Origin of the sequence: Arsenicicoccus sp. oral taxon 190 (assembly GCF_001189535.1) — a bacterium.
Taxonomy (GTDB): domain Bacteria; phylum Actinomycetota; class Actinomycetes; order Actinomycetales; family Dermatophilaceae; genus Arsenicicoccus.
In genome coordinates this window covers 3022761-3044704 of the sequence record NZ_CP012070.1, presented here as the reverse complement: position 1 = coordinate 3044704, position 21944 = coordinate 3022761, and the positions used below count along the sequence as shown (strand labels likewise).

Genomic DNA, 21944 nt, shown 5'->3' with positions numbered 1-21944 from the left:
GCGGCCGCCATACGGCGCTCGTCGTCCTCCGCTCGGCTAGGGTCGGCGCCATGAGCGAGGTCTGGCAGCCGTGGGTGCGTGAGGTCGTCGTCCCCGGGGCGGTGATCAGCGCCGGCATCGCGGTGCTTGGCCGGGTCATCGAGGGGCCGCTGCGCGGATGGCCCGCCGAGGACGAGCTCAACCGGTGGTGCGTGCGCCACCGCACACCGCTCGGCAACGCCCTCACCTGGGTGCCGTCCACGTATGCCGACACGCCCGCCACCATCGCCATGTCGCTCGTCTACGGCGGGTGGCTGTGGCGCGAGACGGGCAGCGTGCGCGAGGCCGTCGCGCCGCTCGCCGCCATCACCGTCGAGACGGTGGGCTTCATGAACGCCGCGCGCGTGGTGGGGCGGGCGCGGCCGGACGTGCCGTGGTTGGACAAGCCCGCGCACACCTCGAGCTTCCCGTCGGGGCACACCGGCGCCACCACCGCGATGAGCCTGACCGTGGCGCACGCCCTGGCCCGCCGGGACGTGCCCGGCTCGCGGAGGCTCGCCCACGCGGTGCGGTGGGGTGTGCCGGTCAGCGTCGCCGCGTCCCGCGTCTATCGGGGGATGCACCACCCCTCCGACGTGGTCGTTGGGGCGCTGCTGGGCGCGTGGACGGCGGGTGCGGTTCGGCGGGCCCTCGGCATGCCGACTCTGTAGGCCCTGGCTGGCTGGCTGGGAGATCCTGTCAGCACTCACCTCGGACGCGTGGGTCAGGCAGTGGCTGCAAAGTGCAGGCGAAGGCCGAGGGCATGGGCAACCTTGACGACGGTGGCCAGGGAGGGGTTGCCGTCCGCGGACAGCGCCTTGTAGAGACCCTCCCGGCTCATGCCCGCCTGTCGCGCGATCTCGCTGAGATTGCGAGAACGAGCAACGGGCCCCAGCGCTGCCGCGATGACCTTCGGATCGTCCTTGGCGTCCTCGAGGACAGCTTCCAGATAGGCGGCCACATCGTCGAAGGTGTTGAGGTAGTCGGCACTGTCGAAGGGAGCAACGGCTGCGTTGGTCATGAGTTCTTCCTCCATTCCGCGGCGATCCGGTGGGCTTCCCGGATATCTGCCTCCTGGGTGGACTTGTCGCCCCCGGTCAGCAGCAGCACGAGCCGGTCGCCCTGGCGCAGGTGAGAAGGGCAAGAGCCTCCTCGGCGGGGGCGACCGCGAAGCGTGCGACTTCCCTCAGCTCGTCGAGGCTGAGGGCGATGGAGAGCCCGGGGTCGATAGGCACGCCCTCAGTCTCTCCTCTTTCGTGTCCCCTCGGGTGAACACGGCCGAGGTCAGGGCTGCGGGAGAGCCGCCTGGACCACCCTGCCGCTGCGGGGCACGCTCCCTCCGAACGTGATGGGCACGGCGCCGGCCCGCGAGGGGTCAGGGCCGTCCATGGCCTGCACGTGGACGTGCGGCTCCGTGCTGTTGCCGGAGTTGCCGCAGGCACCCACCGGCTGCCCGGCCCGCAGCCGGTCGCCCACCCGGACCACCAGGCTCGACCCACGCAGGTGGCAGAGGGCGACGACGACACCGGCGCCGGTGCGCATCAGGACATGGTTGCCCGCCAATGCGCCCCACCCCGCCGCGGCGCGTCGACCCTGGGTCACCGCGTAGACGACCGATGGGAGTCCTCGGTACGCCTCGTGGTCAGGCATGGCGTCGCTGGCCGCCAGCACCACGCCGTCGACCGGTGCGAGCAGCCGGCGTCCGAAGCCGGGAAACGCCACCGGTGGCTCGGGCCGCACCCACGTGCGCGCCCGCACGGGGGCGGTGCGGCTGTCCTCGCCGAGGGGCACGAAGTCGATCGCGTACGAGCTCGCGAACGCGGAGGTCCCGTGGCTCGGCACGCGGTCGGCGGGGGAGTTCTGCACCAGCCAACGACCGGTGAAGGGGTAAGCGAGGTCCACGGCAGTCATCCGGTCCTCCTCAGGAGGCGCGGCCAGCAGGGCAGGTCCCTGCCTGCTGGCCGCGGGCCCCTCGCGGAAGGGGAGCCCCGGCCGCGGCACCCTGGACGTCCGCTCGCCCGGGCGGGCACGCTGACGGTATGCCTACACCTCGTCTGCTGCGCGCCTTCTGCTCGGGGGTCCTGGCGGCCAACGCCACCCCGCACGCCTACGCCGCCGTCGTCGGCGCCACCCAGCTCACACCGCTGGCGGGCCGACGCTCCGGCCCCGCGGTGAACGCCCTCTGGGCGAGCCTCAACGCCCTCGGGGCCGTCGCCGTCGCCCGGCCGCTCGACCCGGGCGACGCACGCCAGCGGCAGGCCTTCAAGGCGGGTGTCGCCGGATTCGCCACGTGGACGCTGCTCAGCGAGTGGGTCACGGACCTCGACGGCTGACGGCGGCTCCGGAGCCGTCCGCGGGGCGCGGCACGGCGAGACGGGACGGTGGCGGTCAGTACAGCGGCACGTCATACGAGTCGACCTGGGCCTGCTCGAGCTGCCCGACGTCGGTGATGGCGGCGTGCAGGTCCGGCAACCCTCGGGCGCGCCGCTGGCGGGCACTCGCGCTGACGTCCGTCACCCCGGCCGGGTCCCAGGTCTTGGGGTGCCAGGCCTGGGAGCGGACCAAGGCCTTGGCGCAGTGCCCGAATACCTCCTCGACGTGCACCATCAGGGCCAGGACGGGCCGGCGCCCCTGCACCGTGAGGTCGGCGAACCACGGCGCGTCCTCGACCAGCGTGGCGACGCCGTTGACGCGCAGGACGTCCGACCGGCCCGGCACGACGAACACCATCCCGACGCGGGGGTTGTCGAGGACGTTGAGGTAGCCGTCGACGCGGCGGTTGCCGGGGCGCTCACCGATCGCAAGGGTTGTGTCATCGACGACGTGCACGAGGCGACCGGGCGGGTCCCCCTTGGGGCTGACGTCGCACCGTCCCGCCGCGTCGCTCGTGGCGAGGAAGCACAACGTGGCGGCCGCCAACCAGGCTCGGTCGTCGCCGTCGAGGACGGGGCGCACCTTCGTCCGCGCCCTCTCGCCGGGCTCCCCGACGATCTCCCGCAGCCTGGCCGCTGTCGTGACCGTCTGGACCTGCCCCCGCGCACCGCTCATGGCGTCATCCTCCCAACCCTCGGGCGCCTGAGACAATGGAGGGGATATGACTGCCGTCCTCCCGCCCCTCGTCATCGGCCGCCACACCTATGAGTCGCCCGTCGTCCTCGCCCCGATGGCGGGGATCACCAACCGCGCCTTCCGGCGCCTGTGTCGTGAGTATGGCGATATGGGATTGGCCGCGGCCGGGGCTGGGGGAGCCAAGCAGCTGTTTGTCTCAGAGATGATCACGACGCGCGCGCTCGTCGAGCGGGTGCCGTTGACCATGAAGCTCATCGAGATGGACGAGGACGAGTCTCCCCGCGGGATCCAGCTGTATGGCGTGGACCCGGTCACCGTCGGCCAGGCCGCCCGGATCATCGCGACCGAGGACCGCGCCGACCACATCGACATGAACTTCGGCTGCCCTGTCCCCAAGGTGACCCGCAAGGGGGGTGGCTCCGCGCTGCCGTGGAAGACCGAGTGGTTCCGGGCGATCGTGCGCGCAGCGGTGCGCGAGGCCGCGCCCTACGACATCCCGGTGACCGTCAAGATGCGCGTCGGCATCGACGCCGACCACGTCACCTACCTCGAGGCGGGCCGGATCGCCGAGCAGGAGGGCGCCTCGGCCGTCGCGCTGCACGGTCGGACGGCCAACCAGCACTACTCGGGGCAGGCCGACTGGTCCACGATCGGCCGGCTCAAGGAGGCCGTGACGACCATCCCGGTGCTCGGCAACGGCGACATCTGGTCCGCCGAGGACGCCGTGCGGATGGTGCGCGAGACCGGGTGCGACGGGGTCGTCGTGGGTCGTGGCTGCCTCGGGCGACCGTGGTTGTTCGCGGACCTGGCGGCGGCCTTCGCGGGGGTGACCTACCGCGCCCGCCCCGCGCTGGCCGAGGTGGGCGAGACCATGCGTCGGCACGCCCGCTACCTCGCGGACTTCTACGAGGACGAGACCAAGGCCTGCCGCGACATCCGCAAGCACATCGCGTGGTACCTCAAGGGATTCCCCGCCGGCCACGAGATCCGCAACCAGCTGGCCCTGGTCGACTCCCTGGCCGCCCTGGACGCGCTGATCGCCTCCCTCGACGGCGACCAGCCGTGGCCGGGCGACGCCGCCGAGGGCCCGCGCGGCCGCGCAGGCTCGCCCAAGGCGGTGGCCCTGCCCGACGGCTGGCTGGACTCGCCGCAGATCGACGAGCGCCAGCAGCGGCTGATCGCCGAGGCGGAGCTGAGCGTCAGCGGCGGCTGATCGCGCGAGGCGGGGCGTGCGGCATACGGCCTCGGGCGCTCAGGCGCCGGTCGCGACCGGCCGGCCCGGGTCGGTGATGTAGTCGCTCCACGACCCGGCGTAGACCGCGAGGTCGCCGCTGAGGCCCACCGCCGCCGCCGCGAGCGCGACGTGGCAGGCCTGCACCCCGGAGCCGCAGTAGACCGCGACCGCGCCGCCGTCCCGGACGTCGCGGTCGTGGAAGGCCTTGGTGAGCTGCTCGCGCGGCAGGAACCGCCCCGTCTCGTCCACCAGCTCCAGCGCCGGCAGCGAGACGGCGCCGGGGATGTGACCGGCGACGGGATCGACCGTCTCGTCCTCGCCCCGGAACCGGTTGGCCGGCCGGGCGTCCAGCAGGGTCCCGCTCTGCGCGTAGCGCTGGGCCTGGTCGGCGTCCAGCACGGTGAGCCGACCGGGCGCCACCGTCACGTCGCCCTCCTGCGGGACGACCTCGCCGGTCTCCACCGGCAGGTCGGCGGCCTGCCAGGCCTGCCACCCGCCGTCGAGGACGCTCACCTGGGCGTGGCCGGCGTGCCGCAGCAACCACCAGGCCCGGGCCGCGGCGATGGAGCGCCAGTCGTCGTAGACCACCACCTGGCTGTCCGACCGCACACCTGCCGCGCGGAGCCCGGCCTGCAGCCGCTCCGGCTCGGGCAGCGGGTGCCGACCGCCACGACCGTCCTCCCGGACGTGGGCGAGGACGGTGTCGAGGTCGAGGTAGGCGGCGCCGGGGATGTGCCCCGCCGCGTGCTGCTCACGCCCGTCGGAGCGCCCCACCTGGTAGCGGACGTCGAGCACGACCGGGCGGTGCTGGTCGGGGGCCTGCAGGGCCTGGCTCAGCTCGTGGACGGACAGGAGCGGACGCTGGGTGAGCTCGGGGGCGGTCATGCCCGACAGCGTAGGCGCCGTGACGGGCGCCCGGGCGGCGGGGTCAGCGCCCGGCGGAGATGGACTGGCTCGCGCTGGTCGCGGCGTCGGCGTGCCGTGCCGCGATGCCGGCCTGGGCGCCTCCCAGCGCCAGCAGGACGATCAGGACGTAGGGCGCGATGCGCTTGGTGCTCATGTGACTTCCCCCCGAGACGAGGCGCGGAGCATCCGCGCTCACCATCCTGACATCCCAGCGGGCCATCAGGTTGCCCCGGGGTCTGTCAGTGGTCGCGACTACCGTGCGGGGCAGGTGCAGGAGGGGATGATGAGGCGTATGACGCAGCAGGGCAGGCCGGTCGCGGTGGTCGGGGTCGCGGGGGACGGCTACGAGCCGCCGGACCGTCAGCGGTGGGTGAGCGAGGACCCGGCGCAGAAGTCGGGGGACCGGGACGACTTCGCCCGCGACCGGGCGCGGCTGGTGCACTCCGCGTCGCTGCGGCGGCTGTCGGCCAAGACCCAGGTGCTGCGGCCGGGCTCCAGCGACTTCGTGCGCAACCGGCTGACGCACTCCCTGGAGGTGGCGCAGATCGGGCGGGAGCTCGGGGGAGCCCTGGGGTGCAACGCCGACGTCGTGGACACCGCCTGCCTGGCGCACGACCTGGGGCACCCGCCCTTCGGCCACAACGGCGAGGCGGCGCTGGACGAGGTGTCCGCGGACATCGGGGGGTTCGAGGGCAACGCGCAGACCTTCCGGCTGCTCGTGCGACTGGAGGCTAAGAGGTTCCACCCGGGGACGGACCGGTCGGCGGGCCTCAACCTGACGCGGGCATCCCTCGACGCCGCGACGAAGTACCCCTGGGCCCGCGGTCACGGGCCGACCGCGACCCGCAAGTTCGGCGTCTACGAGGACGACCTGGACGCCTTCGCCTGGGTGCGGGAGGGGGCTCCGACCAGCCACCGGTGCCTCGAGGCCCAGACGATGGACTGGTCCGACGACGTGGCCTACTCCGTCCACGACGTGGAGGACGCCATCGCCTCCGGGGGGCTGGACGCGCGCGAGCTGCACGCCGGGGGCGCCGTCGAGCAGGTGCTGCCCATCGCTCGTGACCGCTACGCCCCCGATATCGAGATCGGCTCGCTGGAGGAGGCCTACTGGCGGCTGGTGGTGCCGCACCTGGTCCCGGCGAGCTTCGACGGGGGCTCGCGGCGGGACCTGGCCCGGCTCAAGGACCTCACCTCCCGGCTGGTGGGCCGGTTCGCGGGGGCCGCGGAGCGGGCGACGCGGGAGCGCTACGGCGCGGGCGTGCTGACGCGCTACGCCGCCAACCTCGTGGTGCCGGCCGACGTGCGGGCCGAGGTGGCGGTGCTCAAGGCGGTGGCGGCGCACTACGTGATGCAGACCCGCGAGCGGGTCGACCTGATGGCCGAGGAGCGGGTCGTGGTGCGCGAGCTCGTCCAGGCCTACCTCGCCGACCCCGAGGCGCGGCTGGACCGCGACCTGTGGGCCGACTTCGCCGCCGCGGGGGACGAAGCGGCGCGGCTGCGGGTCGTGGTGGACCAGGTGGCAGGGCTGACCGACGCCCGCGCGCTCGCGCTGCACCAGCTGTGGAGCAGGTGAGCGGGCGTGGCCGGGCGACGGCCTAGACTCGCTGACGACGACGGGAGGTGCAGGTGGCCCTGATCAAGGCCGAGGACATCGCGCTGGTCAAGGAGCGCACCTCGATCGAGGACGTCGTGCGCGAGCACGTGACGCTGCGCAGCGCCGGGCCCGGCAGCCTCAAGGGCCTGTGCCCCTTCCACGACGAGAAGACGCCATCCTTCACGGTGCGCCCGACGGTGGGGGCCTACCACTGCTTCGGCTGCGGGGCGGGCGGCGACGTGCTGCGCTTCGTGCAGGAGGTCGACCACCTGAGCTTCGTCGAGGCGGTGGAGCGGCTCGCGGCCAAGGCGGGCGTCGAGCTGCACTACGAGGACGGCGAGGCACCGCAGCGCGAGCCCGCCGGCAAGCGGCAGCGGCTGGTGGAGGCCCACCGGGTCGCCAGTGAGCTGTATGCCGAGGCCCTGCTCGCGATGCCGGAGGCCCGGACCGGGCGAGACTTCCTGCGCGCCAAGGGTTTCAGCGGCAAGGACTGCTCGGTCTTCGGGGTGGGCTACGCCCCCCGGGGCGGCGAGGTCGTCACCGACCACCTGCGGTCCAAGGGGTTCACCGACGAGGAGATCGTCACCTCGGGGCTCGCGGCGCAGGGGCGCCGTGGTCCCTACGACCGCTTCCGCGGGCGGGTGGTCTGGCCGATCCGCGACGTCACCGGCGACACGGTTGGCTTCGGGGCGCGGCGGATCTTCGACGACGACCGCATCGAGGCCAAGTACCTCAACACCTCCGAGACCCCCATCTACAAGAAGACGTCCGTGCTCTACGGTCTCGACCTCGCCAAGCGCGCGATGGCCCGGGACCGGCAGGCCGTCGTGGTCGAGGGCTACACCGACGTGATGGCCTGCCACCTGGCCGGCGTGGAGACCGCGGTCGCCACGTGCGGCACCGCCTTCGGGGTCGACCACATCAAGACGCTGCGCCGGATCCTGCGCGACGAGGCGGGACAGGCGCCCGCCAAGGTGATCTTCACCTTCGACGGCGACGCCGCGGGGCAGAAGGCTGCCATGCGCGCCTTCGCCGAGGACCAGCGCTGGGCGTCCCAGTCCTTCGTCGCGGTCGCGGACGCAGGCCAGGACCCCAACGAGCTGCGGCAGCGGGGCGGCGACGACGCGGTGCGCCACCTCGTCGAGGACGCCGTGCCGATGTTCGAGTTCGCGGTGCGCACCACGATCGGCCGCTTCGACCTCGGGACGGCGGAGGGTCGGGTCATGGCGATCCGGTCCGTCGCGCCGATCATCGCCGGCATCCGCGACGAGGGGCTGCGCCCGGAGTACATCCGCACCGTGTCCGGATGGCTCGGCGTGACGGTCGAGCAGGTGGCCCACGAGGTGTCGGTGGCCGGGACCGCCGCCGCCCAGGTGCCCGTCACCTCCAGCCGCGCCCAGCGGCCGGAGCCGTCGCAGGAGGCCGGGAGCACCGCGCTCCCGCCGCCCGACCTGCGCGACCCCGTCGTCTTCGCCGAGCACCAGCTGCTCCAGTGCCTGCTGCAGTACCCCTCGCTCTTCGACGTGGCCGAGGTCGACGCTATCGAGCCCGAGGCCATGGTCGCGCCCGCCTACCAGCTCGTCCTCGAGGCGGTGCGCGCAGCCGGGGGGCTGTCCACCGCCGTCGCCCTCTCCGGGCAGGGCTGGATCTCCCGGGTCGGCGAGCACGCCGACGAGGAGGTGCGCCCCCTCGTCACCGAGCTCGCGGTGGCCCCCGTGCCCGCGAGGCTGGACGGCGCCACCGGGCTGCCGGGACGCCGCTACACCGACGAGCTGGTGCGCCGGGTCCGCGAGGTCACGCTGCGCCGTCGCATCGCCGACGCCATCAGCGCGCTGCAGCGCATGGACCCGGCCCAGGCCGAGGAGTCCCGCGCGCTCGGCATCCGCATCCAGGGGCTCCAGCGCGAGCTCGCCGTGCTCCGATCGGAGATGACCTGATGGCCTGGCTGCGACGGGTGCGCCCCCAGCTCTCCCCGACCGACCGGGACCGGGTCGGTCTCTCGAAGGGGGACGAGCTGCTGGCCCTGCTGGAGCTCCCGCAGGTGCAGGCCCGGCTCCTCGTGACCACCCACCACGTCGTGCTGCTGCCCGACGCGGGCACCCCGGTCGCCAGGCCCTGGCACCTCGTCGACCGGGCCGGCTGGGCCCGCGACGAGGCGGCGCTGACGATCAGCTGGGTCGACGACCTCACCACCTGGCGTCTCACGATCACCGACCCGGAGCCGCGGGCCCTGCAGGCCCTGCGCGAGCGGGTCCAGGCCAGCGTGGTCGCCCACGAGGACGTCTCCGCCGGGGCCCGGGGGAGCGTGCGGGTCGTGGTCCGCCAGGACCTCGCCACGCGCGAGCTGCTGCTGCAGACCCTCTATGCCCGCGGCGCGCGCCCGCAGGACCCGGGCGTGCGCGACGCGGTCGCCCGAGCCGACCGGGCGCTGCGCGACGCGGTGGGCCTGCCACCCGCGGACGCCCCTCTCGACAACCGCCTCGACAGCCCCCTCGACAGCCCCTCGGACCGCCACCCGGGCAGCCCCTCGGACGCACCCGTGGACCGTGCCGCCGGGGGCACGGTCCACGGGTGAACGCCCGGCGACCTTCGGGTGTCGACGGATTCGGATCCAGGCGCCGATCCTGATACAGTCTCACTCGCGCCGGACGCGGCGCGATCCCCTGTAGCTCAATTGGCAGAGCAGCCGGCTGTTAACCGGCAGGTTATTGGTTCGAGTCCAATCGGGGGAGCAGCCACGGCCCTCGACCCCCAGCGGTCGGGGGCCTTCGTCGTGCCCTGCCTTCGTCGTCCCCTGCATCTGACTCGAGCGGCCGGCCTCGGTGCCCGTCAGCCGGTGCAGCCCGTGATCGCGCGCGGCGGCGCCGGCACCCGCTCGGTCACGCCGGTGCGCACCAGCTGCTCCTCGTAGGCGCGCGCCCAGCCGCCGTCCGCCACCGCTGCCGTCAGGGCGTCCTTGACGCGGCCGCAGAGCCGGGGGTCCTTGCGCCGCACCGCGAGGTAGTAGTCGAACGTGGCGATCGAGACGCCGGCGACCCTGATCGTGCCCCGGAAGGGCTGCTCGGCGGCGTAGCCGCGCAGCGCCAGCCGCTCGTCGGTGACCGCATCCACCGTCCCGCGCCGCAGCTCGGTCAGGCACGTGGACAGCGTGCTGCGGTAGGCGATCGTCGCGCCGGGGAAGGCGGTGGGGGCGGTCCGGCCGATCTCCGATCCCGCCACCGCGCACACCCGACGCCCGGCCAGCGAGGTCGCCGAGACGGCATCCCGCTCGTCGGCCCGCACCGCGAGGTCCTGCACGCCCGAGAGGTAGGGCCCGACGAGGTCGGCCTTCGCGCGCAGCGCGTCGGTGGCGGGGTAGGCGGCGACCAGCACGTCATACGGCAGCTCACCGGTGGGGGGAGTGGTGCGGCGCTCGGGGACGTTGATCAGGGAGACGTCCTTCTTGCCCGGGTGCCCGAGCCGCCGGGCGAGGTCGCGTCCCAGGACGGTGTCGAAGCCCGAGAAGTCGTTGCCGGCCCGGATCGCCAGCCCCGGGCGGTCGTAGGAGACCCCCAGCGTCAGCACGCCCGGACCGCACCCGCTCACCACCCCGACCGACAACCCCGCGAGCACCGCGGCGAGCACCCGTCGCGGGCGAGACCTCACGGTCATGGGCATCCTCTCCACGGGTGGTCGACAGGCTTACCGTATCCGCCACGCGGGTCACTTCACGCCACCGACAACGCCGAGGTGACCACGCGGACGGCTCCCCGGCGTCATGATGTCCTCCATGAGTGATGGCACACCGCGGCGGGGGTCCGGCAAGAACCTCGGCGGACGCCTCGAGGACGCGGCGCAGACGGCGGGCAACCACCCCGCCCTGGAGAAGGCCGCGCGGGCCGGGTACGCAGTCAACGGGCTGCTGCACCTCGTGATCGCGTGGATCTGCCTGCAGCTGGCCATGCTGCGGCCGACCGGCGACGCCGACCAGTCCGGGGCCCTCGCCACGCTGGCGTCCACCGGTGCCGGCCTGCTGGCGCTCTGGCTCGGGGTCGTGGGCTTCGCGGGGCTGTGCCTGTGGCAGCTCACCGAGGTGCTGGTGCCCGGGCTCGCGGGCGACAGCTGGCAGTCGCGGGCCAAGGACGCGGCCAAGGCTGTGATCTACCTCGTCCTCGCCGTGTCCTGCTTCGGCTTCGCGACCGGCGAGCACTCGTCGGGCAAGAACCGGATCCGCGACCTGACGACCGCGCTGATGCGGGGGTTCGGCGGCCGGCTGCTCGTGGCGATCATCGGGCTGGCCATCATCGGCGTCGGGATCTACCACGTGGTCAAGGGGCTGCGGAAGAAGTTCCTCGCGGACAACGAGCGAGACCCGGGCCCGCTCGCCGTCTACGCGGGCATGCTCGGCTACCCGACGCGCGGCGTGGCGCTCGGCGTCGTGGGCCTGCTCTTCGTGCTGGCCGCCATCGACAACTCGACGGCCCAGGCCAGCGGTCTGGACGCGGCCTTCCGGTTCGTGCTGGAGCAGCCCTACGGGCGGGTCCTGGTGGGCTTCATGGCGCTCGGGTTCGCGGCCTTCGGGATCTACCTGTTCTTCCGGGCGCGGCACGCCGACGTCTGAGCGGGCGCCGGCCTACGGCTTGCCGTAGTCGACCGGTAGCACCTCGAGCCGCTCCAGCGGGAACGGCTGCTCACCCTGGCCCGGGTCCCCGTGCAGCGCCTCCCACCCCGTGGCCACCCCGAAGAGGCCGGGGTAGGGGTCGGTGACGAAGGCCGACGGGTTCTCCGCGCGGAGGCTCACGTTGCCGGCCGTGTCCCAGACGACGAGGCCGTAGTCCTGGGCCGCCTGGGCGACGACCCGCGCGGTCCGCGACAGCCGCAGGCTGTCCAGGTCGAGGTCGGCGGGCAGCCGCAGCCGCTGGCCCTGCCGCAGCACCTGGTAGCCGCGCGGGTTGCGCCCGTCCGAGCGCGACGCCGGCCAGCTGTGCGCGGGGGCGGAGGCGGCATACGGCACCGCCAGCCCGAGGACGTGGTCGATGTGCCCCCGCTGCAGCTCCGCGACCCGGATCATGCCGCCCCCGAAGGGCAACCCCGTCGCGGTCGTCCCGATCGGGAACGGGAACCGGCCGTCGCTGCGCCGAGGGTTGGCGATCGAGCCGCCCCCGCACGCCGTCCAGCGCCCCTGCCCGTCGCGCCGCACCCGCCACAGGTCGGTGTAGCGGCGCGCCTGCGGGTCGAAGAGCGTCACCTCCGCGTCCGAGCCCCCCGCGGGTCGCAGGTCGGCAGGCACGCGTATGCCGCGCAACGTCGCCGCCACCTCCGGGTGCAGCGAGCAGCCCGGGCCGGCCACGACGTCGACCGTCGGGGCGTCGGGCGGGACCGTGACGAGCGGCGGGGAGTAGTCGGCGGTGTTGATGCCGACGTTGGCGAGCGTGCCGTCGCCGTGCTCGACCGCCGCCCGGTGCAGGTCACGGACGATGTCGGCGCTGCGCGGGTCGGTGGGCGTGCTGCGGGGGAGCGGGTGGTACCAGAACGACGTCTCCGCGAAGACCCGGTCGGGCAACGCCGGCCAGCGACGCTGCGGCTCGGCGGTGGGGCTGCCCGCAGAGGTGGTGGGTGGGCGGTGCGCCGGGGCCGAGCAGGCGAGCAGCGTCGCCGCGCACAGGGCCGTGACTGCCACGGCTGGGGTGGGACGCATCACCGGAGCCTGCCTGCGTCGTCGGACGGTGGTCGGGTAGGACGGGTCGGGCTTGAACCGACGACCGACGGATTATGAGTCCGCTGCTCTGACCGACTGAGCTACCGTCCCGGGCCCCGCTGGGCGGGTCTCCCAGCCTACCGGCCGCGCGGAGGAGGTCGGTGCAGCCCGACCCGGGCATCCGGGGTTCGTCATCCGGACGGCCATGACGCGGTGTGCATGAATCTCGCCCGACAAGACCCCCAAACGAGGTAGAAGGGCTCACTATCTGGCTTTGATCGTTACAGAATGTGCACATCCCCTCTGTGAAGGTGTTGCCCCATGCCTGCTCCCACCATCCTCGGCCGACTCCTCCCCGGCTCGCCCACACCCCCGCCGCCCGCCCCTCGGACGGCCGGCACCCGACCTCCCACCCAACCTCGGACGGGGCGCCCAGACCCCCGGCTCGGGCACCAGGTCCCGGCGCAGGTGACCTCGGCCTTCGCGGCCTCCCTGCCGCTGCGGACGACACCGGCCTGGCACCTCGCCCGCCGGGCAGCGCAGGCGCCCACGGCCGCGATCGTCGCCGACATCGAGCGCCTCGGCACCCGCGCCTGGCTCGACCAGCAGCTCGACCCGGGCCGGCTGACCGACCCCGCCTGGGACGCCATCGTGCAGCAGAGCTTCGCGTGGCTGCCGATGACCAGCAAGCAGGTCGACGACGTGACGGGCGGGCAGGGCTTCCGCGGCGGCCCGGTCATGGCCCACGCCCAGGCCGTCCGCCCCCTCTTCACCACCAAGGTGCTGTGGGAGAACGTCGTGACGATGTGGGGCGACCTGCTCTACGTCCCCTACCGCAGCAAGGCCGACGCCTTCGTCCTGGAGTACGACTGGGCGGTGCTGCGTCGCCACGCCTTCGGCCGGTATGCCGACCTCCTGCACGCCGCCGTCACGCATCCCGCGATCCTGCGCAACCTGGACAACGACGTGAGCTCGGCGGACAACCCCAACGAGAACCTCGGGCGCGAGCTGCTCGAGCTCTACACCGTCGGGGTGGGCAGCTACACCGAGACGGACGTGCGGCAGTCCGCGCTGCTGCTGACCGGCCACAGCATCGACTGGACGACCCGCACCTACCGCTTCGACCGGTGGGCGCACCACGTGGGCCCGGTCAAGGTCATGGGCTTCAGCCACCCCAACGGCTCCGCCGACGGCGGCCCGGCGGTGCTGCGCGCCTACACCGACTACCTGGCCAGGCACCCGCGGACCGCCCGGCACGTCGCCCAGGTGATCGCCACGAGGTTCGTGTCGGACACGCCGAGCGAGTCGTTGCTGCAGACCCTCGCCTCGACCTACCTGGCCGCCGACACCGCCATCGTGCCGGTGCTGCGCCGCCTCTTCGACCACCCGGAGTTCTGGTCCTCGGTGGGCGCCAAGTGGAGCCGCCCGGCCGAGCTGTGCGCCCGGTCCGTGCGGGCCGCCAAGCCCACCGGCTACAGCTTCGAGCAGCCGATCACCAGCAACCCCTGGGCGATGAGCAACTACTTCTGGTTCCTCTACGAGTGCGGTCACGCCCCCCGCGACTGGCCGCGCGTCGACGGCTACCCGGACACGGCGCTGGAGTGGCGCACCACGATCGCCACCCTCTCCTCCTGGAACATGACGCACAGCATCGCCTGGGGCTGGGGCGACGGCCCCAGCTACCCCGCCCAGGTCGACCCGAAGGACACGAACAACCGCCCCCGCTGGGACCTCGCGCTGCAGGCCAAGCTGGGCGACAACGTCCTCGCCACCGCCCGCCGCATCACCCGCGACCTCACCGGCTACACCTGGCGGGACCAGGACATCGCCCCGATCGCCTCGTGGCTGTGCAGCTACGGCGACCGCCCCGCCACCGCCACCGACGTCCTCAGCGCCGACGCGCTTACGTGGTGGCTGCCCGAGGCCGTGCGCCTGGTCCTCGCCAGCCCCTACTCCTTCCTGCGCTGACCCCGGAGCCTGCCGTGACCACACCTGACCCTGCCGTGACCGCACCGGACCCCTACAGCCCGCTGCTGCACGAGGACCTCGTCACCCCCATGCACCACCACGACGAGTCCCGCAACCACCTCGTCGTCCGCACCGAGGACGGCGACCGCGTGATGTCGGCGGCCGACGCGGCGGCATACGTCTCCCACGCACGGCCGGGACCGTGCCCGCACGAGGTGACCGAGGCTGCCGGCTGGCGCGGGCCGCTGCGGCGGCGCACCGTCCTGCAGGGCGCCGCGCTCGGCCTCGGGGCGCTGCTGGCCGAGTCCGCGGTGCCGCGCTACGCGTTCGCGAGCACGGCGACGCAGCGCGACCTGCTCGTCGTGATCTTCGTGCGCGGCGGCGCCGACGGGCTGTCGCTGGTCCCGCCGCTGACCGACAGCGCCTACCTCGCCGCACGGCCGACCATCAAGGTGACCGCACAGCAGGCGCTGGCGCTCGACGGTCGCTACGGCCTGAACCCCGCGATGGCCAGCCTCAAGACGCTCTACGACGCCGGGGACCTGGCCGTGGTCGTCGGGGCCGGCAACCCGGGCGTGCTGCGCTCCCACTTCGAGGACATGAACGCGATGGAGTGGGCCGCACCGGCCAACATGCGCTCCGGGTGGCTGGCGCGGCACCTCACCAGCTCCGGACCGACCACCGGGACCCTGCGCGCCATCACGCGCGGCCGCCAGGTCGCCCTGTCCCTGAGCGCGCCCTCGCTCGAGGTGCCCGCCGTCGCCGAGCTCGCGAGCTTCGGGCTGCAGCCCACCTACACCACCGACGGCATCACCCGAGAGCGGATCAGCGCCATCGTCGACGGGATGTACGCCCGCGCCGGCGGTGCCGCCGCCGCGACGGCTCGCTCGACGCTGGACGCGGTGGCGCGACTGGCCGACCAGCGCGCCATCGCCGCCGCGAAGGGCTACCAGCCCTCCGGGGGAGCGGTCTACCCGGACTCCACCTTCGGCAAGGGAATGCAGGACATCGCCCAGATCGCCAAGGCGGGCAAGGGCCTGGAGGTGGCCTGCATCGACAGCGACGACTGGGACATGCACCACGACCTCGGGTCGGCGCAGGACACGGGGGCCTGGATGTGGCGCCGCGCTGCGGACCTGTCCGCAGGCATCGCCGCGCTGCGCACCGACCTCGGGGCCCTGTGGGCGCGCACCACGGTCGTGACGATGAGCGAGTTCGGCCGCCGCGTGCAGGAGAACGGTGACCGGGGCCTGGACCACGGCCACGGCAACGTCATGTTCGTCGCCGGGGGCGGGATCAACGGCGGGAAGGTCTACGGCACCATGCCGGCCCTGACCCCGGCCAACCTGGTGCAGGGCGACGTCCCCATCACCACGGACTACCGCCTGGTGCTGTCCGAGCTCGTCGAGAAGCGGCTGCTCAACGGCGCCAACCTCGCGACGATCTTCCCGGGCTACACCCCGACGGCTCGGCTGGGTCTGGCCTGAGCCCCGGGCGTGTCGTGCCGGGGCAGGGCTGGTCTCGACCGCCATCATGGGGCATGATTGACGACGCAGAGTGACCGTGCCTGCTGGTCCGAGGTCGTTGGGGAAGACGTCCCTCGCACACAGGAGGTCCGGATGTCTGTTGCAGCAGATCTGCATCGTGACGGGGACACCGTCCCCACGACGCGAGGCGTGGTGTTCATCCACAGCGCCTCCACTGCCCTGTGCCCGCACGTCGGGTGGGCGCTCGAGGGTGTCCTCGGCGCTGCCGTCACCCTTGACTGGACCAGCCAGCCCGCGGATGCCCGCGCCATGCGCACCGAGGTCAACTGGGTGGGCCCGGCGGGCACCGGCGCCGCGCTGGCCAGCGCGCTGCGCGGCTGGGACTCGCTGCGCTACGAGGTGACCGAGGAGCCCAGCCCCGGCTGCGACGGCTCGCGCTGGTCCCACACGCCCGACCTGGGCCTGCACCACACCTGGATCTCGGCCAGCGGCGACGCGGTGGTCAACGAGAGCCGGCTGCGTCACGCCGTGGCCCAGGCGCAGGGCGACCCGCGCGTCTTCTCCGACATCGTCGACCAGATCCTCGGCGGCTCCTGGGACGCCGAGCTCGAGCCCTACCGCGAGGCCGGGGAGGGCGCGCCGGTGCGCTGGCTGCACAAGGTCGGCTGAGCGCGACGAGACGATCCCGGCCGGCAGTGTGCGTGCCGCCGGGAGACCGGACGTATGACGGAGGGCCGGGGGCACCACATTCCTGTGGTGCCCCCGGCCCTCCGTGCGTCCTCGATGCACCTACCGGCGGCCGCACGATCAGCCTGGTGAAGGGAGGCCGGTCGATCCTCCTACCGCCGGTAGGTCTTGAGGACGAGGGCGACGTTGGCGCCGCCGAAGCCGAAGGAGTTGTTGAGCGCGGCGAGATCGCCCTCGGGCAGCGGCCGCGGCTCGCCGGTCACCACGTCGAGGTCGATCTCGGGGTCCTGGTGCTCCAGGTTGATCGTGGCGGGGACCACGCGGTCGCGCAGCGAGAGCAGGGTCAGGACCGACTCCAGAGCCCCGGCCGCCCCGAGCAGGTGCCCGGTCATCGACTTGGTGGCGGTCACCGCGAGCGAGGGCGTGTGGTCGCCGAAGGCCCGGTGGATCGCCCGGGTCTCCGCGACGTCCCCGACGGGCGTGGACGTGGCGTGGGCGTTGACGTGGCAGACGTCGCTCGGCGTCAGCCCGGCGTCCTCGATCGCCTCGAGCATCGCGCGCGCCGCCCCCTTGCCCTCGGGCTCGCCCGCGGTGATGTGGTAGGCGTCCGCGGACGCGCCGACCCCGGCCACCTCGCCGTAGATCGTGGCGCCACGAGCGAGCGCGTGCTCCTCGGACTCCAGGACCAGGATCGCGGCGCCCTCGCCGAGCACGAAACCGTCTCGCTCGGTGTCGTAGGGACGCGACGCGCGCTCCGGGGCGTCGTTGCGCGTCGACAACGCCTGCATCGCCGCAAAGCCGGCGACCGGCAGCGGGTGGATGGCGGCCTCGGTGCCACCGGCCACCGCGACGTCGACCTTGCCGCTGCGGATCAGGTCGACCGCCTGGCCGATGCCCTCCGCGCCGGAGGCGCAGGCGCTCACGGCGGTGTGGGCGCCGGCGCGGGCACCGAGCTCGAGCGAGACGGCGGCCGACGGGCCGTTGGCCATGAGCATGGGCACGGCGAGCGGGAAGACCCGGCGGGGGCCCTTCTCCCGCAGCACGTCCCACTGGTCCAGCAGCGTCTGGACGCCGCCGATGCCGGTCCCGATGCAGACCGCGAGCCGCTCCGGCTCGACCTGCGGCTCGCCGGCGTCGCTCCAGGCCTCGCGGGTGGCGACCAGGGCGCTCTGGGTGCTGGGGTCGTTGCGGCGCACCTCGACCTTGGACAGCACCTCCGAGGGCGGGACGGCCAGGGTCGCAGCGAAGTGGACGGGCAGGGAGTACTCCTCCACCCAGTCGAAGGTCATGGTGCGGGCGCCGGAGCGGCCCGCGAGGATCGCGTCCCAGGTGTCCGGGACGGTCCCACCGACGGGCGTCGTGGCACCGAGGCCGGTGACGACGACCTTGCGGTTGCTAGTGGTCATCTCGCTGCTCCTTGTGTGGTGGGGCTGGCTCGGCGGCGAGCCGTGGTTGCCCGGGGCGGGCCGGAGCCGTCCTGGTGAGGACCGGTCCCGACCCGCCCCGGGGCACGCGCGGCTGGTCGCTCAGCCCTGCGCCCCGGCGATGTAGGTGACGGCGTCGCGGACGGTCTTGAGGTTCTTGACCTCCTCGTCCGGGATGCGCACCCCGAACCGCTCCTCGGCGTTGACGACGATGGTCATCATGGACAGCGAGTCGATGTCGAGGTCCTCGGTGAAGGACTTGTCCATCTGCACCTCGCCGGCGTCCAGGCCGGTCTCCTCGTTGACGATCTCGGCGAGGCCCTCGAGGATCTCGTTCTCGGTCATGGCCATGTCGGGCTCCTTCTCGTTGACCGTCGCCTGCGGCGACGGGGTCTGTGGGTGATGTCGGTCGTGCAGTCTCCCGATGGGTCCCGTCGGGAGGCGGGAGTCGAGGTCGTATGCCGCCCCGCCGTGGCCCGGGTCGTGGCACCGGGTCGTGGTCCGCGGCGGCGCGGCCCTGGCGTCACGGCAGCACGATCACCTGCGCCGCGTAGACGAGGCCGGCGCCGAAGCCGATCTGCAGGGCGAGACCGCCGTGGGGCGCCTGCCCCTCGGTGAGCATCCGGTCGGTGGCCAGCGGGATCGAGGCCGAGCTGGTGTTGCCCTGGTGGCGGATGTCGTCGGCCACCGGCACGTGCTCGGGCAGCTTGAGCTGCTTGACGAGGGCGTCGACGATGCGGATGTTGGCCTGGTGCGGGATGAACGCGTCGAGCTGGTCGGCGGTGATCCCCGCCGCGTCCAGCGCCTCCCGGCACACCGGGGCCATCGCGTAGACCGCCCAGCGGAAGACGCTCTGCCCCGCCATGGTCAGGTAGGACCAGGGCATCGGGTCGCGGGGGCTCTGCTCCTCGAGGCTGCCGACGTGGGCGTGGTCGCGCAGCTGCACCCAGGAGTACTTGTTGCGGATGACGTCCCAGTCCTCGCCCTTGGAGCCCCACACGGTGGGGCCGATGCCGGGGAAGTCGCTCGGGCCGACGACCGCGGCGCCGGCGCCGTCACCGAAGATGAACGCGGTGCCGCGGTCGTGCCGGTCGGTGAAGTCGGAGAGCTTCTCGACCCCGATCACCAGCACGAACTCCGCGGTCCCGGCCTTGACCATGTCGTTGGCCAGCCCGATGCCGTGGCAGTAGCCGGCGCAGGCGGCCGACAGGTCGAAGGCGGCGGCGGGCGTCGCGCCGATGCGGTGGGCCACCGCGGCGGCGGCGCTCGGCGTCTGGAAGGGGTGGGTCACGTTGGCGACGATGACGGCGCCGAGCTGGTCGGCGCGCACGCCGGCCTTGGCGAGCGCGTCCTCCGCGGCCGCGCAGCTCATGTCCACGACCGACTCGTCCTCGCGGGCGAACCTGCGCTCCTCGATCCCCGAGCGGGTGCGGATCCACTCGTCGGAGGAGTCGATCCACTCGCACACCTCGGCATTGGTGACGACCCGCTCAGGGCGGTAGCCGCCGACACCCCAGACGCGGGCGTGCGGGGCGCCGGCCCGCTGCTTGAGGGTGGGTCGGGTGCGACCCTCGGTGGCTGGGCTGCTGGTCATGCGTCCTTCCCCGTCCCCGGCTGCTCGCCGTGCTCGCGGACCATGCGGTGGGCCGCCTCGAGGTCGTCGGGCGTCTTGAGGGCCAGCAGCTCCACGCCGGGCATGTTGCGCTTGGCGAGGCCGGTGAGGGTGCCGGCGGGCGGCACCTCGATCAGGCCGGTGACCCCGTGCTGCACCATCGTCTCCATGCACAGGTCCCAGCGCACCGGGCTGGCGACCTGGCTGACGAGGCGCCGCAGCACCTCGCCGCCCTCGCGCACCACCTGACCGTCCTTGTTGGAGACCAGCGGGACGCGGGCGTCGTGGGAGGTGACCCCGCGGGCCAGGACGGCGAGGCGCTCCTGGGCCGGGGCCATGTGCTCGGTGTGGAAGGCGCCGGCCACGGGCAGCGGGATCACGCGGGCCTTGGCCGGCGACTCCGCCGCCAGCGCCTCCAGCTGCTCCACCGTCCCCGCGGCCACGGTCTGGCCGCCGCCGTTGACGTTGGCGGCCGTCAGCCCGTGCCGCTCCAGCGTGGCGGCCACGTCGTCCGGGGCGCCGCCCAGCACCGCGCTCATGCCGGTGGGGGCGAGGGCGGCGGCGCGCGCCATACCGGCCCCGCGCTCGCGGACGAAGACCAGCGACTGCTCGGCGGTGAGGACACCCGCCGCGCACGCCGCGGTGATCTCGCCGACGGAGTGGCCGCCGCCGATCCCGATGACCGGGTAGCCGGCGGCGGGGTGCTCGAAGAGGGCCAGCAGGCTCAGCAGGCCGGCCCCGACGATGAGCGGCTGGGCGACGGCGGTGTCCTTGATCGTGTCCATCTCCGAGACGGTCCCGTGGGCCACGAGGTCGTGGTCGACGACGGCGGAGAACCACTCCAGCCGGTCTCGGAAGCCCGGCAGCTCGAGCCACGGGGCGAGGAATCCGGGGGACTGGGAGCCCTGTCCAGGGCACACGATGGCTAGCACGGTCCTACTCTGTCGCGGCCCCGCCCCCGCCGCCTCGCGCGATGCTGGCCAATAACCCGGGGGATCTTTGGAGGATCCCTACAAAACGGTGGGGGTACGCGCGGGTAGGCTCGCGCGTCAGCGCCACGGGGCGGTGGGCGGCGTGGACAGGCGGCCCAGGGCGAGGGCGACGCGCACCGCGTAGGCCTCGCGGGGCAGCGCCAGGTCGTAGCCCGTGATCTCGGCGATCCGCCCCAGGCGGTAGCGCACGGTGTTGGCGTGGACGAAGAGCGCCCGCGCCGTGGCCTCCAGGCTCACCTCGTCCAGGTAGCGGTCGGCGGTCTCGAGGAGCCCGCCGCCGGCCCGCAGCAGCGGGGCGTGGATCCGGTCCAGCAGCGCCTTGCGGGCCTGGTTGTCGCCGGCAAGGACCCGCTCGGGCAGCAGCTCGGCGGCGTCGGCCGGGCGCGGGACCTCCGGCCAGGCCCGGGCGGCGGCGAGCCCGGACAGGGCGGTCCGGGCCGACCGACCCGCCGCGAAGAGGTGCGGCACCGTCGGGCCCAGCACCACCGGCCCGTCGCCGAAGTAGGCGAGCAGCTGCTCGGTCGCGCCGCGCGGGTCCTCGGTGCCACCGAGGATGACCAGCAGCCGCCGGCCCTGGACCGCGCTCAGCGCCTCGACGCCGAGCCGGTTGGCCGCCCGGCGCAGCGAGGTCATGACGTGGGCCGTCTCCTCGCGCGGGCTGGGCCCCGCCACCACGGTGACGTGCTCGATCGAGCCCCACCCGAGCGCGGTCGCGCGCGAGCGCAACGAGTTGTCCGCCTCCCCACGGATGACGGCGTCCACCACGAGGGACTCCAGCCGCGCGTCCCAGGCGCCCCGGCTCTCGGCCGCCTCCGCGTAGATCTGGGCCGCCGCGAAGGCCACCTCGCGGCTGTAGCGCAGCACCGCCTCCCGCAGCGCCGGCTCGTCGTCCTCCGCGGCCAGCTCGTCCACCCGCTCCTCGACGACGCCCACCACGCTGCGCACCAGGTCCAGGGTCTGGGCCAGCGTCACCGACCGGGTCAGCTCGCGCGGCGCCGTCCCGAAGACGTCCGTGGTCACCATGGGGGCCGAGCCCGGGTCCCGCAGCCAGGTCAGGAAGCTGCCGATGCCGGCCTGGGCCACCAGGCCGACCCAGGACCGGTCCTCCGCCGAGAGGGCGCGGTACCACTCGTGCCGCGCCTCGATGCGCGCGGTCGCGGCGGTGGCGAGCGCACCGGCGCTGGACTGCACCCGCCGCAGCGACGCGGGGCTCGGCATCGGCGGGGCGGAGGGCATCACCCCACTCTAGTTGTCCGACCTCCACAACCGGCCA

General features: G+C 73.6%; 23 protein-coding genes and 2 tRNA genes. 11 read left to right on the top strand and 14 right to left on the bottom strand.

Features of this window, described 5'->3' with window-relative positions; translation table 11 throughout:
• The first annotated feature begins 50 nt into the window (after nucleotides 1-50).
• A complete protein-coding gene (locus ADJ73_RS14165) occupies nucleotides 51-689 on the top strand; it encodes a phosphatase PAP2 family protein (RefSeq protein ID WP_050348802.1) in 639 nt (212 codons plus the stop codon).
• Between the two features lie 53 nt (nucleotides 690-742).
• On the opposite strand, the gene ADJ73_RS14160 is transcribed toward ADJ73_RS14165, so the two are convergent.
• The 3 genes from ADJ73_RS14160 to ADJ73_RS14155 form a co-directional block, all read right to left on the bottom strand.
• Nucleotides 743-1039 carry an addiction module antidote protein gene (locus ADJ73_RS14160; RefSeq protein ID WP_050348801.1) on the bottom strand — a complete coding sequence of 99 codons (297 nt, stop codon included), beginning with the start codon at nucleotides 1037-1039 and terminating at the stop codon, nucleotides 743-745.
• Nucleotides 1040-1115: 76 nt separating this feature from the next.
• Nucleotides 1116-1253, bottom strand: a complete 138-nt coding sequence (locus ADJ73_RS17055) for a hypothetical protein (protein WP_156188245.1) — start codon at nucleotides 1251-1253, stop codon at nucleotides 1116-1118.
• 49 nt (nucleotides 1254-1302) lie between these two features.
• Nucleotides 1303-1929: a M23 family metallopeptidase gene (locus ADJ73_RS14155; protein ID WP_050348800.1), complete on the bottom strand. Its 627-nt coding sequence runs from the start codon at nucleotides 1927-1929 to the stop codon at nucleotides 1303-1305.
• A 128-nt stretch (nucleotides 1930-2057) separates the two neighbouring features.
• On the opposite strand from ADJ73_RS14155, the gene ADJ73_RS14150 reads away from it, so the two are divergent.
• On the top strand, nucleotides 2058-2351 hold the full coding sequence (locus tag ADJ73_RS14150) for a hypothetical protein (protein ID WP_050348799.1): 294 nt from the start codon (nucleotides 2058-2060) through the stop codon (nucleotides 2349-2351).
• Nucleotides 2352-2406: 55 nt separating this feature from the next.
• Here the strand turns inward: ADJ73_RS14150 and ADJ73_RS14145 are convergent, their stop codons facing one another.
• Nucleotides 2407-3066, bottom strand: a complete 660-nt coding sequence (locus ADJ73_RS14145; RefSeq protein ID WP_050348798.1) for an MSMEG_1061 family FMN-dependent PPOX-type flavoprotein — start codon at nucleotides 3064-3066, stop codon at nucleotides 2407-2409.
• Between the two features lie 46 nt (nucleotides 3067-3112).
• Between ADJ73_RS14145 and dusB the strand changes: the two genes are divergently transcribed.
• Nucleotides 3113-4300 (top strand): tRNA dihydrouridine synthase DusB, encoded by a 1188-nt coding sequence (dusB, locus tag ADJ73_RS14140; protein WP_050348797.1) that lies wholly within the window; start codon nucleotides 3113-3115, stop codon nucleotides 4298-4300.
• 39 nt (nucleotides 4301-4339) lie between these two features.
• Here the strand turns inward: dusB and ADJ73_RS14135 are convergent, their stop codons facing one another.
• Entirely contained in the window at nucleotides 4340-5206 is an 867-nt protein-coding gene (locus ADJ73_RS14135) for a sulfurtransferase (protein WP_050348796.1), read from the bottom strand.
• Nucleotides 5207-5249: 43 nt separating this feature from the next.
• Nucleotides 5250-5381, bottom strand: a complete 132-nt coding sequence (locus ADJ73_RS17740; protein ID WP_301280698.1) for a hypothetical protein — start codon at nucleotides 5379-5381, stop codon at nucleotides 5250-5252.
• A 138-nt stretch (nucleotides 5382-5519) separates the two neighbouring features.
• Between ADJ73_RS17740 and ADJ73_RS14130 the strand changes: the two genes are divergently transcribed.
• The 4 genes from ADJ73_RS14130 to ADJ73_RS14115 all read left to right on the top strand — a co-directional run bounded on the left by ADJ73_RS14130 (nucleotide 5520) and on the right by ADJ73_RS14115 (nucleotide 9556).
• The gene (locus ADJ73_RS14130; RefSeq protein WP_082177019.1) at nucleotides 5520-6803 is read left to right on the top strand and encodes a deoxyguanosinetriphosphate triphosphohydrolase; all 1284 of its coding nucleotides are present in this window, start codon (nucleotides 5520-5522) and stop codon (nucleotides 6801-6803) included.
• Nucleotides 6804-6856: 53 nt separating this feature from the next.
• Nucleotides 6857-8761, top strand: coding sequence for a DNA primase (gene dnaG, locus ADJ73_RS14125; RefSeq protein ID WP_050349482.1), 1905 nt, complete (start codon nucleotides 6857-6859; stop codon nucleotides 8759-8761).
• Nucleotides 8761-9399 carry a hypothetical protein gene (locus ADJ73_RS14120; RefSeq protein ID WP_050348795.1) on the top strand — a complete coding sequence of 213 codons (639 nt, stop codon included), beginning with the start codon at nucleotides 8761-8763 and terminating at the stop codon, nucleotides 9397-9399. The genes dnaG and ADJ73_RS14120 overlap by 1 nt, the downstream gene beginning before the upstream one ends.
• A gap of 84 nt (nucleotides 9400-9483) precedes the next feature.
• Nucleotides 9484-9556 (top strand) — tRNA-Asn (locus tag ADJ73_RS14115).
• Nucleotides 9557-9653: 97 nt separating this feature from the next.
• Here ADJ73_RS14115 and ADJ73_RS14110 read toward each other — a convergent pair.
• Nucleotides 9654-10475, bottom strand: coding sequence for a transporter substrate-binding domain-containing protein (locus tag ADJ73_RS14110; RefSeq protein WP_172669733.1), 822 nt, complete (start codon nucleotides 10473-10475; stop codon nucleotides 9654-9656).
• 118 nt (nucleotides 10476-10593) lie between these two features.
• Between ADJ73_RS14110 and ADJ73_RS14105 the strand changes: the two genes are divergently transcribed.
• Nucleotides 10594-11424 (top strand): DUF1206 domain-containing protein, encoded by an 831-nt coding sequence (locus ADJ73_RS14105; RefSeq protein ID WP_050349481.1) that lies wholly within the window; start codon nucleotides 10594-10596, stop codon nucleotides 11422-11424.
• A 12-nt stretch (nucleotides 11425-11436) separates the two neighbouring features.
• Here the strand turns inward: ADJ73_RS14105 and ADJ73_RS16710 are convergent, their stop codons facing one another.
• Together ADJ73_RS16710 and ADJ73_RS14100 are read right to left on the bottom strand one after the other, a co-directional pair.
• Nucleotides 11437-12501, bottom strand: coding sequence for a hypothetical protein (locus ADJ73_RS16710; protein WP_082177017.1), 1065 nt, complete (start codon nucleotides 12499-12501; stop codon nucleotides 11437-11439).
• A gap of 37 nt (nucleotides 12502-12538) precedes the next feature.
• A tRNA-Ile gene (locus tag ADJ73_RS14100) sits at nucleotides 12539-12612 on the bottom strand.
• 357 nt (nucleotides 12613-12969) lie between these two features.
• Between ADJ73_RS14100 and ADJ73_RS14095 the strand changes: the two genes are divergently transcribed.
• The 3 genes from ADJ73_RS14095 to ADJ73_RS14085 all read left to right on the top strand — a co-directional run bounded on the left by ADJ73_RS14095 (nucleotide 12970) and on the right by ADJ73_RS14085 (nucleotide 16625).
• Nucleotides 12970-14469, top strand: a complete 1500-nt coding sequence (locus tag ADJ73_RS14095; RefSeq protein WP_050348793.1) for a DUF1800 domain-containing protein — start codon at nucleotides 12970-12972, stop codon at nucleotides 14467-14469.
• A gap of 14 nt (nucleotides 14470-14483) precedes the next feature.
• Nucleotides 14484-15956, top strand: a complete 1473-nt coding sequence (locus ADJ73_RS14090) for a DUF1501 domain-containing protein (RefSeq protein ID WP_216593644.1) — start codon at nucleotides 14484-14486, stop codon at nucleotides 15954-15956.
• Nucleotides 15957-16088: 132 nt separating this feature from the next.
• Nucleotides 16089-16625 (top strand): DUF3145 domain-containing protein, encoded by a 537-nt coding sequence (locus ADJ73_RS14085; RefSeq protein ID WP_050348792.1) that lies wholly within the window; start codon nucleotides 16089-16091, stop codon nucleotides 16623-16625.
• Nucleotides 16626-16795: 170 nt separating this feature from the next.
• Here the strand turns inward: ADJ73_RS14085 and fabF are convergent, their stop codons facing one another.
• From fabF to ADJ73_RS14060, 5 genes are all read right to left on the bottom strand, one after another.
• Nucleotides 16796-18049, bottom strand: a complete 1254-nt coding sequence (gene fabF, locus ADJ73_RS14080) for a beta-ketoacyl-ACP synthase II (protein WP_050348791.1) — start codon at nucleotides 18047-18049, stop codon at nucleotides 16796-16798.
• A 120-nt stretch (nucleotides 18050-18169) separates the two neighbouring features.
• Entirely contained in the window at nucleotides 18170-18418 is a 249-nt protein-coding gene (locus ADJ73_RS14075) for an acyl carrier protein (RefSeq protein WP_050348790.1), read from the bottom strand.
• Between the two features lie 172 nt (nucleotides 18419-18590).
• A complete protein-coding gene (locus ADJ73_RS14070) occupies nucleotides 18591-19661 on the bottom strand; it encodes a beta-ketoacyl-ACP synthase III (RefSeq protein WP_050348789.1) in 1071 nt (356 codons plus the stop codon).
• Entirely contained in the window at nucleotides 19658-20611 is a 954-nt protein-coding gene (locus ADJ73_RS14065) for an ACP S-malonyltransferase (protein WP_050348788.1), read from the bottom strand. Before ADJ73_RS14065 ends, ADJ73_RS14070 begins: the two co-directional genes overlap by 4 nt.
• Nucleotides 20612-20728: 117 nt before the next feature.
• Nucleotides 20729-21907: a PucR family transcriptional regulator gene (locus tag ADJ73_RS14060; RefSeq protein WP_050348787.1), complete on the bottom strand. Its 1179-nt coding sequence runs from the start codon at nucleotides 21905-21907 to the stop codon at nucleotides 20729-20731.
• Nucleotides 21908-21944 lie beyond the last annotated feature (37 nt).

Coding starts and splice junctions, on each gene's coding strand:
- ADJ73_RS14150 (WP_050348799.1), top strand. CDS start 2,058: ATGCCTACACCTCGTCTGCTGCGCGCCTTCTGCTCGGGGGTCCTGGCG.
- dusB (WP_050348797.1), top strand. CDS start 3,113: ATGACTGCCGTCCTCCCGCCCCTCGTCATCGGCCGCCACACCTATGAG.
- ADJ73_RS14130 (WP_082177019.1), top strand. CDS start 5,520: ATGACGCAGCAGGGCAGGCCGGTCGCGGTGGTCGGGGTCGCGGGGGAC.
- ADJ73_RS14155 (WP_050348800.1), bottom strand. CDS start 1,929: ATGACTGCCGTGGACCTCGCTTACCCCTTCACCGGTCGTTGGCTGGTG.
- ADJ73_RS14120 (WP_050348795.1), top strand. CDS start 8,761: ATGGCCTGGCTGCGACGGGTGCGCCCCCAGCTCTCCCCGACCGACCGG.
- ADJ73_RS17740 (WP_301280698.1), bottom strand. CDS start 5,381: ATGAGCACCAAGCGCATCGCGCCCTACGTCCTGATCGTCCTGCTGGCG.
- ADJ73_RS14160 (WP_050348801.1), bottom strand. CDS start 1,039: ATGACCAACGCAGCCGTTGCTCCCTTCGACAGTGCCGACTACCTCAAC.
- fabF (WP_050348791.1), bottom strand. CDS start 18,049: ATGACCACTAGCAACCGCAAGGTCGTCGTCACCGGCCTCGGTGCCACG.
- ADJ73_RS14060 (WP_050348787.1), bottom strand. CDS start 21,907: ATGCCCTCCGCCCCGCCGATGCCGAGCCCCGCGTCGCTGCGGCGGGTG.
- ADJ73_RS14135 (WP_050348796.1), bottom strand. CDS start 5,206: ATGACCGCCCCCGAGCTCACCCAGCGTCCGCTCCTGTCCGTCCACGAG.
- ADJ73_RS14110 (WP_172669733.1), bottom strand. CDS start 10,475: ATGACCGTGAGGTCTCGCCCGCGACGGGTGCTCGCCGCGGTGCTCGCG.
- ADJ73_RS14075 (WP_050348790.1), bottom strand. CDS start 18,418: ATGGCCATGACCGAGAACGAGATCCTCGAGGGCCTCGCCGAGATCGTC.
- ADJ73_RS14070 (WP_050348789.1), bottom strand. CDS start 19,661: ATGACCAGCAGCCCAGCCACCGAGGGTCGCACCCGACCCACCCTCAAG.
- ADJ73_RS14085 (WP_050348792.1), top strand. CDS start 16,089: ATGTCTGTTGCAGCAGATCTGCATCGTGACGGGGACACCGTCCCCACG.
- ADJ73_RS16710 (WP_082177017.1), bottom strand. CDS start 12,501: ATGCGTCCCACCCCAGCCGTGGCAGTCACGGCCCTGTGCGCGGCGACG.
- ADJ73_RS14145 (WP_050348798.1), bottom strand. CDS start 3,066: ATGAGCGGTGCGCGGGGGCAGGTCCAGACGGTCACGACAGCGGCCAGG.
- ADJ73_RS14165 (WP_050348802.1), top strand. CDS start 51: ATGAGCGAGGTCTGGCAGCCGTGGGTGCGTGAGGTCGTCGTCCCCGGG.
- ADJ73_RS14105 (WP_050349481.1), top strand. CDS start 10,594: ATGAGTGATGGCACACCGCGGCGGGGGTCCGGCAAGAACCTCGGCGGA.